The sequence below is a fragment of the Mesorhizobium sp. B2-4-2 genome (genome assembly GCF_006442845.1).
GTDB lineage: Bacteria > Pseudomonadota > Alphaproteobacteria > Rhizobiales > Rhizobiaceae > Mesorhizobium.
The window spans coordinates 1-15,273 of record NZ_VFVM01000007.1; the positions used below are offsets into that span (position 1 = coordinate 1).

Sequence of the window (15,273 nt, forward strand, 5' to 3'; positions counted from 1 at the left end):
AACAATCGAGGCAGCCGAATGCAGGAACTACTTCGAAAACGCAGGCTACGCTTCCGTCAAGATATGAAACGCTCTAGATTCTGGCAGCGGCCTAGATTCTGGACGTTCGCCGCAGGTCCAGCCTGCGGCGAACCGGATCAGGCCGCCGGTGCGCGGCGCTCCAGCAGGTCAATGCCGAGCAGGTTGCGCACGTTCGGACGCGCCGCCACGAGATCGGCGATCGTATAGCGGGCAAGGACCGCGAAGAAGGCGTTGAGCGCCTCGCGCAACGCGGAATTCAGCGCGCAACTGTCGACCAGAGGGCATTCCGCGGCGTCGTTCTCGAAGCACTCGGCCATGGCGAAGCTTTCCTCCGTCACGCGCACGACGTCGAACAGGTTGATCGATTCCGCGGCACGGCCAAGCCTGACGCCGCCATTGCGGCCACGCACCGTCTCGACAAGGCCATTCTCGACCAGTGGCTGGAGGATCTTGAACAGGAAAAGCTCCGACACCGAATAGGCGGCGGCGATCTCGGGGATGCGGCTCAGCCGATCGGTATTGGCCGCGCAATACATCAGGATGCGCATGGCGTAATTGGTCTGGCGGGTAAGTCGCATCTTGTCCTCACAAAGCGCCGGCGAGCTGCGATCACGCCAGATTTTGAACTTTGCTGGTGCGGCTTTGCTCCGAGCTTTCGGATTCGCCACACTGGCCTCGGCGGAATATGGCCTATACCTTGGAATAATTCCAGACTAGCTTCGCCTAATAGCTGAATATTCCCGTCAACTTTGTGTGCGCAAGGCGGCAAGACGCGGGCCGAATCGGCTGTCACGCGCATTTTCTCGGGCGAAACACCAGAGCGGTCCAGTGATTGGCAGAATGGCCGACCGCCCTAACTCTTTGTTTTCACGCAATTCCCTGGGGAAAGCGCCAGGCGCTTTTCCAGAGAACAGCGTTACACACCTTTCCTGGAATGCTCTAAATAGATCAGAGATCGACGAGGAGCGGCTCTGACATGTCACAATCAGCCACGGCCCTGGCTTCCGGCGGATACGATGCCGACGCGCATGCCAAGCTTACAATGCTGCGGCGGACCAAATTCGTCGCCACGGCGGCACTTGCGCTTTGCGTCGCCGTGTTCGCTCTGGCCAAGTCCTTCGAGAGCACCTATCCTTGGCTCGGCTTCGTCGCCGCCTTTGCCGAGGCGGCGACCATTGGCGGCCTGGCCGACTGGTATGCGGTGGTCGCGCTGTTCAAGCGGCCTCTCGGTCTGCCGATCCCGCACACCGCGATCATTCCCGAGAACCAGAACCGTATCGCCGATAGTCTCGGCCGTTTCATCGAAGCCAATTTCCTTGCCCCCGAGCCGGTGCGCGAAAAGTTGGCCGAGGTCGATTTCTCGGCGCTCGTCGCCGACTGGCTGGCCGATTCCGAACGTGCCGCGGGCCTGTCGCGTTTCGTCGTGCGCCTGGTTCCGCAGACGCTTGCCGCCGTCGAGCAATCGGGGCTGCGCGGCTTCGTCACCAGCCGGATGCTGGAGCAGATCGAAAAAGTGCCGCTGGCGCCGTTGGCGGCCGAATTGCTCTCGGCCCTGACCGACGATCGCCGTCACCAGAGGCTGTTCGATGAGTTCATCAAGGTGATCGGCCGGTTCCTCAACGATGAACAGGCGCTGACGACCATGCGCGAAAAGATCCGCGAGGAACTGCCGTCGCTGTTCAACCTGTTCAGGGCCGACGCCTATCTCCTGAAGAAGATCGTCGCCTCGGCCGGTTCGCTGCTCGACGAGGTGAGAGCCGATCCCGACCACCCGATGCGCACCGAATTCGACCGTTTCGCACAGGGCTTCGTCGAGCGGCTGAGAACGTCGAAGCAGTATGCAAGGCGCGCCGAGAAGCTGAAGCGCGATTTCCTCGCCAGGCCGGAAGTCAAGGCGCTGGCCGGCGACATGTGGGAAAGCCTCAGCCTGTTCATCGAGCAGGATGCCAAGGCGCCGCGATCGATCATCCGCGCGCATCTTGCCAACATGTTCGTCGAGGTCGGCCGGCATCTGGCCGGAGACGCCAAGATCAGGGCCGACATGAACCAGGGATTCGTGGTGGCGCTGTCCTCTTTCGTCGAGAGCCAGAAGAGCGGCGTATCGAAATTCATCGCCGACCAGGTCAAGCGCTGGGACCTGGCGCAGCTGACGCGGTTGATCGAGATGAATATCGGCCGGGACCTGCAATATATCCGCTTCAACGGCATGATCATCGGCGGTCTGGCTGGCATCGCGCTTTACACAGCTGAGCGGCTGTTTCTCGTCAATTGACGGGCGCACGCCATGCCCTATTCTCATGGACGGGCATCAGCAGTCGCGGCAACAGGGGAGCAGATGAGCATGGCCAAACAACCGGATTCCGATTCCTTCACGGACATGTTCGGCCGGTTCGGCCGTGACCTGAAACTGCCCAATGTCGATGTCGAGGCGATCCTCGCGCACCACCGCAAGAACCTTGAAGCACTGGAGAAATCGGCGCGGGCAAGTGCCGCCGGCGCGTCGTCGCTGTTCTCCAGGCAACGCGAGATGCTGCAGGACACGCTGCGCGAAATTGCCGACATGACGCAAGGCTACAGAGCGCCCGGCACGCCGCAGGACCTGATGGCCAAACAGACTGAGTTCGCCAGGAAATCCTTCGAGACTACGTTGAAGAATGCCAGCGAAGTGGCCGAGCTGGTCAGGAAATCCGGCACCGAATCGGTCGACATCCTGCGCATGCGCATCAAAGAGGCGATGGAGGAAATCCGCGCCGGCTACGAGAAGAAGTAGCTTGCGTGACAAAGACCGGTTGCCTGCCAACCCTGCGCCAGGCGAAGTTTGTTCGGATGCTCTTTCATCGGCCGCTATGCCTTTACACCATGGGTACCCTCAAATGCCAAGGCCGGGCGAACACGGCTTGACGTAGAGTGATGCCAGGATTCGCATCGATCCCAAGGGGACCGAATCATGCAGGGCGAATTGACAGAGGCCGCCGGTTCGTGGTCCGGAAGCGTTGGAAGCTATCGGGAAAACAGGAATGACCGAAATACGGCCTAAGACGCCGCCGACCTACGAGCAGTTGAGGACGATGTCCGGGCAGGAGCTTGGCGTCTCGGAATGGACGACAGTCGACCAGAACCGTATCAACCAGTTCGCCGAATGCACCGGCGATCATCAATGGATCCATGTCGACCCCGAACGGGCGCGGCGGCAAAGCCCGTTCCGCACGACGATCGCCCATGGCTATCTGACGCTGTCGATCATCGGCGCGCTGGCGCTCGGCATGGGAATCGTGCCCGAGAACACGCAGGCCGCCTTCAATTACGGCTTCGACAAGGTGCGTTTCCTGGCGCCGGTCAAGGTGGGCGCACGCATCCGGCTGCGCACCACGCTGCTGTCCATGGAGGACAGGGGGCCGGGCCAATACCTGATGAAGGCCGCCAACACCGTCGAGATCGAGGGCGAGGAAAAGCCGGCGCTGACGGCCGAGACGCTGGTCATGCTCTATGAGCGCCGCAAGCGGGCAGGGGCCTGAGCGGCATTCGCCCAAGCCCCCTGAATTGATCTTCGTCAGGCATTCTCCGCCCGCCGGCTCGGCAAAAGGCTGAGCGCCAGCGCCGCCACCGCCAGTGCCGTTGCCGTCTGGAAGGTCACCTGCATTCCGCTGGCCGCCGCCGCTGACGTCAGCATGCCTTGGCCGCCGGCTTCACGTCCTCCGGCCGATGCGGCGGCGAATATGGCGCCCATGACGGAGGCGCCCGTAATGAGGCCAAGGTTGCGCGAGAGATTGAGCAGGCCGGAGATGACGCCGCGTTGACCGGCGCCGACGCTGCGCATGACGGCGGCGTTGTTCGCTGTCTGGAACAGGGCATAACCGAAGCAGGTCACGGTGATGGGGACGACATAGCTGGCGATGCCGAGTGTCGTTATCGCCAGGGACAGGAGGAACGTGCCCGTGGCAAGGCCGAGCAGGCCCGCGACCATCATCCTTTTGGCTCCGAAGCGATCGGCAAGGCGTCCGGCGAGCAACGCCGACAGCGCCGAAACCAGCGGGCCTGTCGAGAGCACCAGTCCGACGTTTGCCGCGTCCAGTCCGAGCCCGCGCGAGAGATAGAACGGCGCAACCACCAAGGTCGCCATCATCACGGTGGCGACGATCAGGTTCATGGCCAGGCTGGCGCTCAGCGAGAGATCACGGAAGGCGGAAAGCTCGACCAATGGGTTTTTCGCCATACTTTGCGCCGTGGCGAACAGGAAGATGCCGATGCCAGCCGCGACCAGCAGGCCGATATTGATGAGCCCGAAACTGCCTCTACTCAGCGTCATCGCCAGCGCGTAGGCCGCCAATGTCAGGGCCAGCAGGCCCGTGCCCAAACCATCGAAGCCGGCTTGACCGGTCCACGCCGTCCGGTTGCCGGCAGGCAAAGCACGCCAGGCCATTGCAAAGGTCAGGATGCCGAGCGGCACGTTGACCAGGAAAATCGAACGCCAGCCGAGAGCGGCGATCAGCAGGCCGCCTATGGAAGGGCCGAGCGTGGTGCCGATGGCCGACATGGCGCCGAGCAGGCCCATGGCGCTGCCGGTCCTGGCCTTGCTCACCGTCTCGGCGACAAGGGCCAATGTCAGCGCCATCATCAGCGCCGCGCCAAGCCCTTGCACCGCCCGCGCCGCGATCAGCAGCCACAAAGCCGGCGAGAGGCCGCAGAGCACCGACGCCGATGTGAACAGCGCGATGCCGAAAAGCAGCAGCGGCCGCCGCCCGAGCATGTCGGCGAGGCGCCCGGCACTGACGATCAGGATGGTGATGGCGAGCAGATAGGCAATCACGACCCATTGCACCTGTTGGAACGAGGCATCGAATGCCTGCATCAGCGCGGGAAGGCCGACGCTGGCGATGCTGGTGCCGAGCGACGACAGCAGCGTGGCCAGCGACAGGCTCGCCAGCGCCCATCCAGCCGATGGGATTTTCTGTGCGACCGATGCGTGCTCGTTGCGATGTTGCTCAGTGACTGCCACGGCGATCTCCCTTTGTCGGCTTCAGGTCGAAGCTTCGAAGATCTAATCGTTTGTATGATGTGGCGGAACGCGCAGCATTTGCATTCTATTCGTGCGTTGCACGCCACATCAGCGGATTTCGTGCTAGGATCGAACCATGTCGCCGCCCGATCTCAACCTGCTCGTCGCCCTCGATGTCCTGCTGGACGAAGGCAGCGTGGCGCGTGCGGCGACGCGATTACGGCTCAGCCCCTCGGCGATGAGCCGCACGCTGGCGCGCCTGCGCGCGGCGACGGGAGATCCGCTGCTGGTGCGGGCCGGTCGCGGTCTGGTTCCAACGCCACGCGCGCAGGAACTGCGCCAGCAGGTCGGTCGTGTGGTTCAGGATGCGGAAACGCTGCTGCGCCCGGCGAGGCTGCTTGATCTGCCGGGCCTGGAGAGGACCTTCACGCTGCGCACCAATGAAAGCTTCGTCGAGGAGTTCGGGCCGCGCCTGATCGCCCGCATCCAGGCCGATGCGCCGGGCGTGCGGCTGCGTTTCGCGCCGAAGTCGGACAAGGACATGGCGTCACTGCGCGAAGCGGCGATCGACCTGGAAGTAGGTGTGGCCGGCGAGACCGGGCCGGAGGTGCGCATCCAGGCGCTTTTTCGCGACCGTTTCGTCTGCGCGGTGCGCAGTGGCCATCCGCTCGGCCAGGGCGCGATGACGCCGGAACGCTATGCGGCCGGCCGCCACATCAATGTTTCGCGGCGGGGCCGCGAAAGGGGGCCGATCGACGAGGCCTTGAGCCGGCTCGGATTGCAACGAATGGTCGTGTGCATGACTTCCGGTTTTTCGGCCGCGCTCGCGATGGCGCGCGCCTCGGAACTGATCGCCAGCGTGCCCGAGCGGCATACGCAAGGCGCGCGCGCCGGCATGCAGACTTTTTCCCTGCCGGTCGACATTCCGGCGGTCACCATTTCCATGCTCTGGCATCCGCGGCTCGATGCCGATCCGGCGCAGCGCTGGCTGCGGAGTTGTGTGCGCGAGATTTGCGTGAAGTCCTGATCGCGCAAGCCGCGCCCCGGCCGTCAACGCGGCATGGCTGCCTCCAGCACCTTGAAAATCCGCTCGTCTTCGCATTGCGCAACGTTGAAGCGCAGGAATCGGCTGGCTGATCGCGACAGGCTGAACGCGTTCCCGGGCGCCAGCACGACATTGGCCGCAAGCGCGCGGCGGGCAGTCTCGGCTGCGTCCACTGCATCCGGCAGGCTGCACCAGAGGAACAGACCGGCAGGCTGCTCGATCCAGGGCGTGATCCCGATCGCCTTCAGCCGAGCGCTTGTCTCGATCATGGCACGTGAGAGCCGGGCGCGCAGCAGGTCCATATGCTTGCGATAGCTGCCATCCCTGAGCAGGGTCAGCACCAATTCGGCCGCGAGCCGCCCGCCGCCGAAAGTGGTGGCGATCTTGAGGTCGGCCAGCCCTTCCATCCAGTCACGGGGCGCGGCGATGAACCCGCAGCGTATCGAGGCCGAAAGCGTCTTGGAGAAACTGCCGATATGGACGACACGTTCGAGACCGTCGAAAGCCGCAAGCCTCGGGGCAGGAGTGTGTTCGAAATCGGCGAAGATGTCGTCCTCGACGATGGTCAGGTCCGATTGATCGGCGAGCTTGAGCAGCCGGTGCGCGGTGACCGGCGACAGGATCGCGCCGGTCGGGTTGTGGATGGCGGAGTTGGTGATGTAGAGGCGCGGCCGATGCTCGGCCAGCGCCTGCGCGAACAAGTCGATATCCGGTCCCGATGGCGTATAGGGGACGCTGACGACCTTGGCCTGATGGGCACGCAACAGTGCGTGGAAATTGAAATAGCAGGGATCGTCGACCAGCACTGTATCGCCGGGTTCGAGCAGGAACCGGCACAGGAGGTCGATGGCCTGCGTGCCCGATTCCGTCAGCATGACCTGTTCGGGGGAAGCCTCGATGCCATGCGTGGCCATGCGCCGCGCCAGCAATTGGCGCAGCGGCGGCAGCCCGAGCGGCGTGCCGTAGTCGGCAAGGGCCACATCATCGGCGCGCGCCACGTTGCGCAGCGCGCGACGTAGCGCTGCCTGCGGCATCCACGAGGCGGGCAGCCAGCCGCAGCCGGGCTTCAGCATCTCATCGCCCGCTTCCAGCGACTGCCGCGAAACCCAGAGCGGATCGACGGCGCGATCGAGTCGGGGGCCGATCTCGGCCAGCGACAGCGGCGCCAGCGATCCGGCGGCATAGAAGCCGGAGCCTGGCCGGGAACGGATCGCGCCTTCCGCCGCCAGTCGCTCATAGGCCTCGACCACTGTCGATTTGGAAACCTGCATGGATTTGGCGAAGGCGCGGATCGAGGGCAATCGGGCGCCGGGCGTGAGGCTGCGCGCGGCAATTCGCTGGCGGATGGTGGACATGACGCCTTCGACAAGGGTTCCGCTGTTGTCGAATCTCGCTGATACGTTCATCTGTACCTTCCGGCAAACCATTACAGTTTTGTTGAATTGTACTGCATTGTCTCTGGTGACGCCATGGGTATGGGCCCGATAGAGGGCGCAACGGATGGAGTGCCTGCAATGGACAAGACGACGAGCGGCTGGGTGAGCGGATTCATCGGCGTGTTGATTTTCAGCGGCTCCTTGCCGGCAACGCGCGTGGCGGTGATGGATCTCGATCCGACATTCCTGACGTCGGCGCGCGCGGTGATAGCAGCTTTGCTTGGCCTCGCGCTGCTGCTCGTCTTCCGCGAGAAGCGCCCGGAGCGTCATGACCTGATGTCGCTTGTCATCGTCGCGTTGGGTGTGGTGGTCGGCTTTCCCTTGCTGACAGCCTTGGCGCTGAAGCATGTCACCTCTGCTCATTCCATCATCTTCGTCGGCCTGCTGCCGCTGGCGACCGCGATCTTCGGCGTGCTGCGCGGGGGCGAGAGGCCGAGACCGGCCTTCTGGCTGTTCTCATGCCTCGGCAGCGCGCTGGTGGGCGGGTTTGCCCTTGCGCAAGGCGTGACGGCCTCGCCGGTTGGCGATGCACTGATGCTCGCCGCAATCGTCGTTTGCGGCCTGGGCTACGCAGAAGGCGCCGCGCTGTCGCGCAGGCTGGGCGGTTGGCAGGTGATCTGCTGGGCGCTGGTGCTGTCACTGCCGGTCATGCTGGTGGTGACCCTGGTCACCTTGCCACCGTCCTTCGCCACGGTCGGGACCAATGCATGGATCGGGCTTGCCTATGTCTCGCTGTTCAGCATGCTGATCGGCTTCGTGTTCTGGTATCGCGGCCTCGCGCAAGGCGGCATCGCCGCCGTGGGGCAGTTGCAACTGCTGCAGCCCTTCTTTGGCCTCGCCCTGGCGGCGTCCCTGCTGCATGAACAGGTCAGCCCCCTGATGGTCGTCATCACGCTCGGCGTGGTGCTGTGCGTATTCGGCGCCAAAAAGTTTGCCAGGCGGGATTTGCCACGGCCCGCAACCGGCGCCGCTGGCTAAAACTTCGTCACCACACCGATGCCGATGCCTTCGAAGCCGCCCATCGCCATCAGTGCAGCCGGCGCTTCCTCAAGGCTGATCTTCTTGCCGACCAGAAGCTCGGGTTTCAGCTTGCCGGTGCGGATCATCTCCATCATCGCGGGGTAGCGGTAGGCCTGCATGCCGTGGCTGCCGAGGATTTCGAGCTCGAACGCGATCACCTTGTCCATCGGAACCTGCGGGCGGGCGTGATCGCCCAGCATCAGGCCGACCTGCACATGGCGGCCGCGCCGGCGCAGATTGGCGATCGAATTGAACGAGGTCGTGGGATGACCGAGTGCATCCATGGACATATGCACGCCGCCATTGGTGATCTGCTTGACCGCCTTGACGACGTTCGGGGTCGTCGCCGCGTTGATGGTCGCCACCGCGCCGATCTTCCTGGCAAAGTCCAGCTTCTCTTCGGTGAGGTCGATGGCGATGACATTGGCACCCATGGCGCTGGCGATCATGATCGCCGACAGGCCGACGCCGCCGCAGCCATGCACCGCCACCCATTCGCCCGGCCTCACCCGGCCCTGGTCGACGATGGCGCGGAACGAGGTGACGAAGCGACAGCCGAGGCTGGCGGCAGTGGCGAATTCCATCTCGTCGGGCAGGCGCACGAGGTTGGTGTCGGCGTGCTCGATGGCGACATATTCGGCGAACGAGCCCCAGGCGTTGAAGCCCGGCTGGGACTGGTGCTCGCAGACCTGGTGATTGCCGGACGTGCATTCGAAACAATGGCCGCAGCCGACGGCGAACGGGACGGTGACGCGCTCGCCAGCCTTCCAGCGGGTCACCTGCTTGCCGGCGGCTACCACGACGCCGGCCAGCTCGTGACCGGGGACATGCGGCAAGCGGATATCGGCGTCATGGCCCATCCAGCCGTGCCAATCGCTGCGGCACAGGCCTGTCGCCTCGACCTTGATGACGACGCCGTCCGGCGCCGGCTTCGGATCGGGAACGGTCTGGATCGTCGGCGCCTCGCCGAATTTTTCGAAGACGACGGCTTTCATCGGCAACTCCACCTTGCGCGCACTTCGGGAAACGATAGCCGATTCCCTGGCCGGTCAAGCGGAAATCGATTCCGCCAGACAAGTCGGCCGTTTGGGCATACGCCGATGGCGACGCTGCGCGTCGCCGAATGAAGGTTACTCGGCATCGATCTGGTTTTGCGGCGCGGCGTTCTGGAAGGCCGGCAGGGCCATGCAAGCGGCATTGATGCGCGAGATCGTCGGGTAGGGCGCCATATCGACGCCGAAACGGGCATTGCTGGTGACTTGTGCCGCCAGGCAGATATCGGCCAGCCCCGGCGTGTCGCCGTGGCAGAAGGTGCCGGTCTCGGGCGAAGCCATCAACAGGTCTTCGAGTGGCTTGAAACCCTCTTTGACCCAGTGCCGGAACCAGTTGGCGACATCCTCGTCGCCGGCGCCGAACAGGGTTCGCAGCGCGGTCAGGATACGCAAATTATTCACCGGATGGATATCGCAGGCAATCATCTGCGCCAGCATCCTGACGCGGGCGCGCCCAACTGCGTCCTTCGGCAGCAGAGGCGGTTCGGGCGTCGTCTCGTCGAGAAATTCGATGATCGCCAGCGATTGCGTCAGCAGGGTGCCGTCGCCCAGGATCAGCGCCGGCACCAGGCCCTGCGGGTTGACCGCGAGATAGGCCGGTTCGAGATGCTCGCCATGGCGCAGGTGATGCGGCACGTAGTCATAGGTCAGCCCCTTCATCTCCAGCGCAATCCGCACCCTGTAGGAGGTGGAGGAGCGGTAGTAGTTGTGAAGGACGATGTCGCTCATGCATTCACCGATTTGGTTGGCCGATGGTCACTTCGATCGTGCCGATGCCGTCGACGCCGCCGGTCATCGTCTCCCCGGGGTTGACCGCGCCGACGCCGGCCGGCGTGCCGGTGAAGATGAGGTCGCCTGGCTGCAATTCCATGCCTTCGCTGCAGATCGAGACGATGTCGGAGATCGGCCAGATCAACTCGGCGAGGTCGGCGTCCTGCCGGATCTTGCCGTCGACAGCCAGCCAGATACGGCCCTGGTTCGGATGGCCGGATTTTTGCGCGGGAACCAGAGGACCGCACGGCGCGGAGCGGTCGAAAGCCTTCGACCAGTCCCATGGCCGCGCCGCTTTCTTGGCTTCGTCCTGGAGATCGCGGCGGGTGAGGTCGATGCCGACGGCATAGCCCCAGACATGATCCAGCGCCTGGGCGCGCGGGATGCGGAAGCCCGACTTGCCGATCGCGACCACCAGTTCGATCTCATGGTGCAGGTTGGTCGTCAGCGGCGGGTAGGGGATCGTAGCGCCGGAGTCTGCCACCGCATCGGCGGGCTTGGTGAAGAAGAAGGGTGGATCGCGCTCGTCATTGCCGAACTCCCTGATATGCGCGGCGTAGTTGCGCCCGACGCAGAAGATGCGGCGCACCGCAAATCGCTCGTTCGAGCCGGCCACCGCGACCGAGGGCGTTGGCGGAGCGGGGAGGACAAAGGCGGTCATGGTCTGTCTCTGCAGTTGGATGTCGGGCCGCGGGCACCTTCGGCCGAATTGAGAGGCCGGGCAAGGCGTCGCTTTTCATAAAGCATTGGCCGGCCGGCCGTATAAGGAATCCGGAGTTTCCATCACTTTCGGGGCGATGCATCGTCCGCTGGGATAGACTATTTGCCAATAAGTCGGCCATGGTCGCGGGATTATACTGCGGGCGGCAAACCGAAACGAGCCACATGACAGCAGCCACTGACAGCGCCCGGTTCCTGATCATCGACGATCATCCGCTGTTTCGCGAGGCGCTGCACAGCGCCGTGCAGATGGCCTACCCGGAGGTCGACACGGTGGAGGCGCGCTCGATCGCCGAGGCACTCGACCTGCTGGCCGGGACAAAGCCGTTCGACCTTGCCCTGCTCGATCTCAGCATGCCCGGGGTGCACGGCTTCGAGGGGTTGCTGCAGCTTCGGACCCGCTATCCGCGCCTGCCCGTGGTCATAGTATCCGGTTACGAGGAGCCCAAGATCATCTCCGAGGCGCTGTCCTACGGTGCTGCCGGCTTCATCCCGAAATCGGCGCGCAAGAGCGATCTGGCCAACGCCATACGCTCGGTGATGGAAGGTGCCATCTATGTTCCGGAAACTTATGAGGGCCGCCCGCCCGACGCCGACAGCACCGACCGCGCCGACATGGTGCAGCGCCTTTCGACATTGACGCCGCAGCAGTTGCGCGTGTTGCAGATGCTACGCCAGGGCCTGCTCAACAAGCAGATCGCCTATGAGCTGCAAGTGGGCGAGACCACAGTCAAGGCGCACGTCTCGGAGATCCTGCGCAAGCTCAACGTCTACAGCCGCACGCAAGCGGTGATCGAGGTTTCGAAGCTTGATAATGCGGAGCTTTTCAGGGATCAGGCGGGGTTTTGAGGGGCAGGTCTAAGCCAGCAGATGTGCCAGCAGCGCCCTTAGTTGCGCGGGCTTGAGCGGCTTGCGCATCAACTCGATGCCGCCGGCCCGCGCCGCCTTGGCGACGGCTTCGGAACTGTCGGCGGTGACGATCAGCGCCGGCACCGCGCGGCCGAGATAGCGGCGGACCTTCGATATGGTGGCGGTGCCGAGATCGCCGCCGTCGAGATGCTGGTCGGCTATGACGATGTCGGGCACCCAGTCCGTGTCGCCGAGCATGTCGAGCGCGTCGTCGGTCGAGGTCGCGGCGCGCACCAGGCATTGCCAGCGTTCGAGCAACGAGGTCATCGCCTGCAGCACCTCGACATCGTTCTCGACCAGCAGAACCTTGGTGCCGAACAAGCCATAGCCGCGCGGCCGCTCCAGGCTTGCAGCGCTGGCGACGGCGTCCGCCGTGGCACCGATGCCGACGGGGACATCGATGTGAAAAATCGTGCCGCGACCGACCTTCGAGGAAAACGTCACGGGATGGCCGAGCGCGCCGGCGATGCGCCGCACGATGGCCAGCCCGAGGCCGAGGCCGCCGCCGGCGAGTTCGGCATTGGCAGGCATGATGCCGCGATGAAATTCCTCGAACACCGCCTCGCGCTGGTCGTCGGGAATGCCGCAGCCGGTGTCGGCGACATCGATGCGGATGGCATCGCCGCGGTGCCTGGTGCCGACAAGGACACCGCCCGAGCGGGTGTAGCCCAGCGCATTGGAGAGGATGTTCTGCAGGATGCGGCGCAGCAGCGTGCGATCGGAGCGAACCACGGCGTTGACGGCGCGGAATTTCAGCGACAGGCCCTTCAGTTCGGCCACAGGCTGGAAATCCGACCGCAGCGACGAGAACAGCGCCTCCAGGCTGACGTCGCCAATGTCGGGCTGGACCACACCCGCATCGAGCTTGGAGATGTCGAGCAGCGTGCGCAGCAGGTCCTCCATCGTCTCCAGCGAGCGCTCGACCTGCCGTACCAGTTTCCGGCCCTCGTCGCTGGTCTGCACTTCGGCAAGGGCGGAGACGGACAGATGCGCCGCATTCAACGGCTGCAGCACGTCGTGGCTGGCCGCCGCGAGAAAGCGGGTCTTGGACAGGTTCGCCTGCTCGGCATTTTCCTTGGCGGCGCTGAGGTCGATGTTCGATTGTTCCAGCCGCCGCAAGGTCGAGTGCAGTTCCTCGGTGCGGGCGCGTACCCTGCTTTCCAGTGAGATCGCGGTCTGGAACAGCGAGAAGGCGTTGCCTTGCTGGTCCATCGAGCGCTCGACGCGGCTGACCAGCGCAGCGTTGATCTTCTTCAGCCTGTCGGGATCGTCTATGTCCTTGAGGGGCACGGCAGCGCTCACTCGGCGGCCGGGCGCTCGCCGAAGGCGATGCCGGTGAAGGTCTGGTTGAGATGCATCGACCGGTATTGTTCGCCATAGGTGCCGAAGCCGATGACGTTGTTGACCCGGTAGAGTTCGGAAATCTCGCGAAAGACCTGGCGGTTGCGCGCATCCAGCCGGCGCAGGACACAGTCGAAGCCGATGATCATGTCGATGCCGCCAAGCCTCGCCTCGACGTCGAGCAGAGCCGCGCGGGTCGATTCCACCATGTCCTTGGGTTGGGCGATCGACAGCACGACACCATCGTCGATGGCGCAGAAGAACGACAGCGAGCCGTCCGCATGCATCTTCTGGATGGAGCGGCAGTAATATTCACCGCCTACCTTCACCACCACCGGATGCGAGGCGAAGCTCAGCGGTGTCAGCGTCTGCGCGACGATGCCGACCGAAGCGGCATATTCCTCGGCCGCATTGGTGGCATTGAACTCGCGCACGATGCGGTGATCGGGATCGGACGCGGTGACCACCAGCTTTTCGTCGGTGGGAACGAAATTGTCGGTCTTGAAGACATGGAAAGGGATTTCCGTGGCGACCAGCACGATGATGGCGCTGTCGGAGGTGACCTTGCCGTTGGAGATCAGGCTCGTCGTCTCGAATTTCAGGTCGTCACCGGCGGAACCGCCGAGCAGCGGAATGTCGTCGAGGCCCCAATGGATGGCTGAACTCACAGCTTCCTCGGCATAGGACAGTCCGTCGATGAAACAGAGCGCGAAGGTGTTCCCAGCCCGCTCGCCGCCGATGCGCCCATGCAGCGTGCGTCGCAGATCCTCGACATCACCAGTGACCCTGTCCAAGCCCGATGACGACAGGTTGTCGACCGTGGTGCTGACCGCGGTAAACGACGCCGAAGGGAGCAGCATGGCGAGGATATGGCCCTCCTCGAGGCCCTGCGGCGTGATTTCGCCGGCGGTCGAGCAGCCGGCGTAGTGGAGCGCCGGCGCATGGGCCGCGATTGCGCGCGAAAGGGCGCCGGCCTCGACAAGGCGCTGGGAAAAGAACAACAGGGCGAAGCCGGCCTCGATGGCGGCCGCCTCCGCCGCCACCGCGCGTGCGAAGACGTCCGGGTCGGGCTCGTCCGTGGTCAGCGCCGACAAACCGCATGCGTAGCGCGTCCGTGAAACGGTCAGCGACGTTCTCCCGCATTTCCTCCGACGTTGCCTGTGCGTGGCTGTTTATGTGCTTCTTGCGCGCCAACGTCGAAAGCCATTGTTGCCGCCAATCGGCATTTTGGCAATGGGGCGAGGGCAATGCGTGTTTCGCCCTGCCATGGCCGAAAGTACAATGATCCGGCTTTGCGCTGCGCTGTTTTTTACGGCTTGTGCGGTGTACGAATAACGCATGGCCGAAGCCAACACTGCGTCGGCAGCGTGATGACCAAGGTGATACCCAGGGAGGATTCATGTCGGACGTTTCGTTGATGGTGAACGGAAAACAGGTCCGCGGTGCGGCCGAGGACCGGACGCTGCTGGTTCACTTCTTGCGGGAGAATCTCGGTCTCACCGGTACCCATGTCGGTTGCGACACCTCGCAATGCGGCGCCTGCGTCGTCCATGTCGACGGCAAGGCGGTGAAGTCCTGTACGATGCTCGCGGTGCAGGCGTCCGGATCGAGCGTGGTGACGATCGAGGGACTTGCCAACGGTGCCGACCTGCATCCCGTGCAGGCGGCGTTCAAGGAGCATCACGGACTGCAATGCGGCTTCTGCACGCCGGGCATGATCATGACGGCGGCCGACATGATCAAGCGCCACCCCGAGGGCCTCGACGAAGCGACGGTGCGCGCAGAGCTCGAGGGCAACATCTGCCGCTGCACCGGCTACCACAACATCGTCAAGGCGATCCTCGCCGCATCGGAGGGGATGAGCGGCAAGGTCAGGCAAGCGGCGTGAGATGAACAGTACGGCAGTACGGACCAGAGCCAATTCCCCTACTGCCCTACTGCCTTACTCACCTACTGCCTTAC

The 15,273-nt window shown here is 64.0% G+C and carries 15 protein-coding genes; 7 read left to right on the top strand and 8 right to left on the bottom strand.

The genetic code is table 11. The features are described from left to right. Positions 1-137: 137 nt before the first annotated feature. Complete coding sequence (gene rirA / locus FJ942_RS16825; protein WP_140495713.1) at positions 138-599, bottom strand: iron-responsive transcriptional regulator RirA; 462 nt, start codon at positions 597-599, stop codon at positions 138-140. 398 nt (positions 600-997) lie between these two features. Here rirA and FJ942_RS16830 point away from each other — a divergent pair, with 398 nt between their 5' ends. The 3 genes from FJ942_RS16830 (at position 998) to FJ942_RS16840 (ending at position 3,536) form a co-directional block, all read left to right on the top strand. Beyond that, positions 998-2,293, top strand: a complete 1,296-nt coding sequence (locus FJ942_RS16830) for a DUF445 domain-containing protein (protein WP_140898274.1) — start codon at positions 998-1,000, stop codon at positions 2,291-2,293. Between the two features lie 69 nt (positions 2,294-2,362). Beyond that, positions 2,363-2,791, top strand: a complete 429-nt coding sequence (locus FJ942_RS16835) for a phasin family protein (protein ID WP_140495715.1) — start codon at positions 2,363-2,365, stop codon at positions 2,789-2,791. A 247-nt stretch (positions 2,792-3,038) separates the two neighbouring features. Continuing rightward, positions 3,039-3,536 (top strand): MaoC family dehydratase, encoded by a 498-nt coding sequence (locus FJ942_RS16840; protein ID WP_140495716.1) that lies wholly within the window; start codon positions 3,039-3,041, stop codon positions 3,534-3,536. A gap of 35 nt (positions 3,537-3,571) precedes the next feature. On the opposite strand, the gene FJ942_RS16845 is transcribed toward FJ942_RS16840, so the two are convergent. Continuing rightward, on the bottom strand, positions 3,572-5,017 hold the full coding sequence (locus FJ942_RS16845) for an MFS transporter (protein WP_140898276.1): 1,446 nt from the start codon (positions 5,015-5,017) through the stop codon (positions 3,572-3,574). Positions 5,018-5,153: 136 nt separating this feature from the next. Between FJ942_RS16845 and FJ942_RS16850 the strand changes: the two genes are divergently transcribed. After that, a complete protein-coding gene (locus FJ942_RS16850) occupies positions 5,154-6,044 on the top strand; it encodes a LysR family transcriptional regulator (RefSeq protein ID WP_140517192.1) in 891 nt (296 codons plus the stop codon). Between the two features lie 23 nt (positions 6,045-6,067). Here FJ942_RS16850 and FJ942_RS16855 read toward each other — a convergent pair whose 3' ends face one another. Then, a complete protein-coding gene (locus tag FJ942_RS16855; RefSeq protein WP_140517190.1) occupies positions 6,068-7,468 on the bottom strand; it encodes a PLP-dependent aminotransferase family protein in 1,401 nt (466 codons plus the stop codon). A 108-nt stretch (positions 7,469-7,576) separates the two neighbouring features. On the opposite strand from FJ942_RS16855, the gene FJ942_RS16860 reads away from it, so the two are divergent. Further along, entirely contained in the window at positions 7,577-8,476 is a 900-nt protein-coding gene (locus tag FJ942_RS16860; protein ID WP_140555108.1) for a DMT family transporter, read from the top strand. Here the strand turns inward: FJ942_RS16860 and FJ942_RS16865 are convergent. The 3 genes from FJ942_RS16865 to FJ942_RS16875 form a co-directional block, all read right to left on the bottom strand. Next, on the bottom strand, positions 8,473-9,513 hold the full coding sequence (locus tag FJ942_RS16865) for a zinc-dependent alcohol dehydrogenase family protein (protein ID WP_140517186.1): 1,041 nt from the start codon (positions 9,511-9,513) through the stop codon (positions 8,473-8,475). The genes FJ942_RS16860 and FJ942_RS16865 overlap by 4 nt on opposite strands. 135 nt (positions 9,514-9,648) lie before the next feature. Then, positions 9,649-10,299: a maleylacetoacetate isomerase gene (gene maiA, locus FJ942_RS16870; protein WP_140495722.1), complete on the bottom strand. Its 651-nt coding sequence runs from the start codon at positions 10,297-10,299 to the stop codon at positions 9,649-9,651. A gap of 4 nt (positions 10,300-10,303) precedes the next feature. After that, positions 10,304-11,002 carry a fumarylacetoacetate hydrolase family protein gene (locus FJ942_RS16875; RefSeq protein ID WP_140656519.1) on the bottom strand — a complete coding sequence of 233 codons (699 nt, stop codon included), beginning with the start codon at positions 11,000-11,002 and terminating at the stop codon, positions 10,304-10,306. Between the two features lie 224 nt (positions 11,003-11,226). Between FJ942_RS16875 and FJ942_RS16880 the strand changes: the two genes are divergently transcribed. Continuing rightward, the gene (locus FJ942_RS16880; RefSeq protein WP_140495724.1) at positions 11,227-11,910 is read left to right on the top strand and encodes a response regulator transcription factor; all 684 of its coding nucleotides are present in this window, start codon (positions 11,227-11,229) and stop codon (positions 11,908-11,910) included. A 9-nt stretch (positions 11,911-11,919) separates the two neighbouring features. Here the strand turns inward: FJ942_RS16880 and FJ942_RS16885 are convergent, their stop codons facing one another. Together FJ942_RS16885 and FJ942_RS16890 are read right to left on the bottom strand one after the other, a co-directional pair. Next, the gene (locus FJ942_RS16885; protein WP_140495725.1) at positions 11,920-13,260 is read right to left on the bottom strand and encodes a hybrid sensor histidine kinase/response regulator; all 1,341 of its coding nucleotides are present in this window, start codon (positions 13,258-13,260) and stop codon (positions 11,920-11,922) included. 8 nt (positions 13,261-13,268) lie between these two features. Beyond that, positions 13,269-14,405 (bottom strand): FIST signal transduction protein, encoded by a 1,137-nt coding sequence (locus tag FJ942_RS16890; RefSeq protein WP_140656516.1) that lies wholly within the window; start codon positions 14,403-14,405, stop codon positions 13,269-13,271. A gap of 305 nt (positions 14,406-14,710) precedes the next feature. Here FJ942_RS16890 and FJ942_RS16895 point away from each other — a divergent pair, with 305 nt between their 5' ends. Beyond that, positions 14,711-15,199: a (2Fe-2S)-binding protein gene (locus FJ942_RS16895; RefSeq protein WP_140521053.1), complete on the top strand. Its 489-nt coding sequence runs from the start codon at positions 14,711-14,713 to the stop codon at positions 15,197-15,199. Positions 15,200-15,273: the final 74 nt, after the last annotated feature.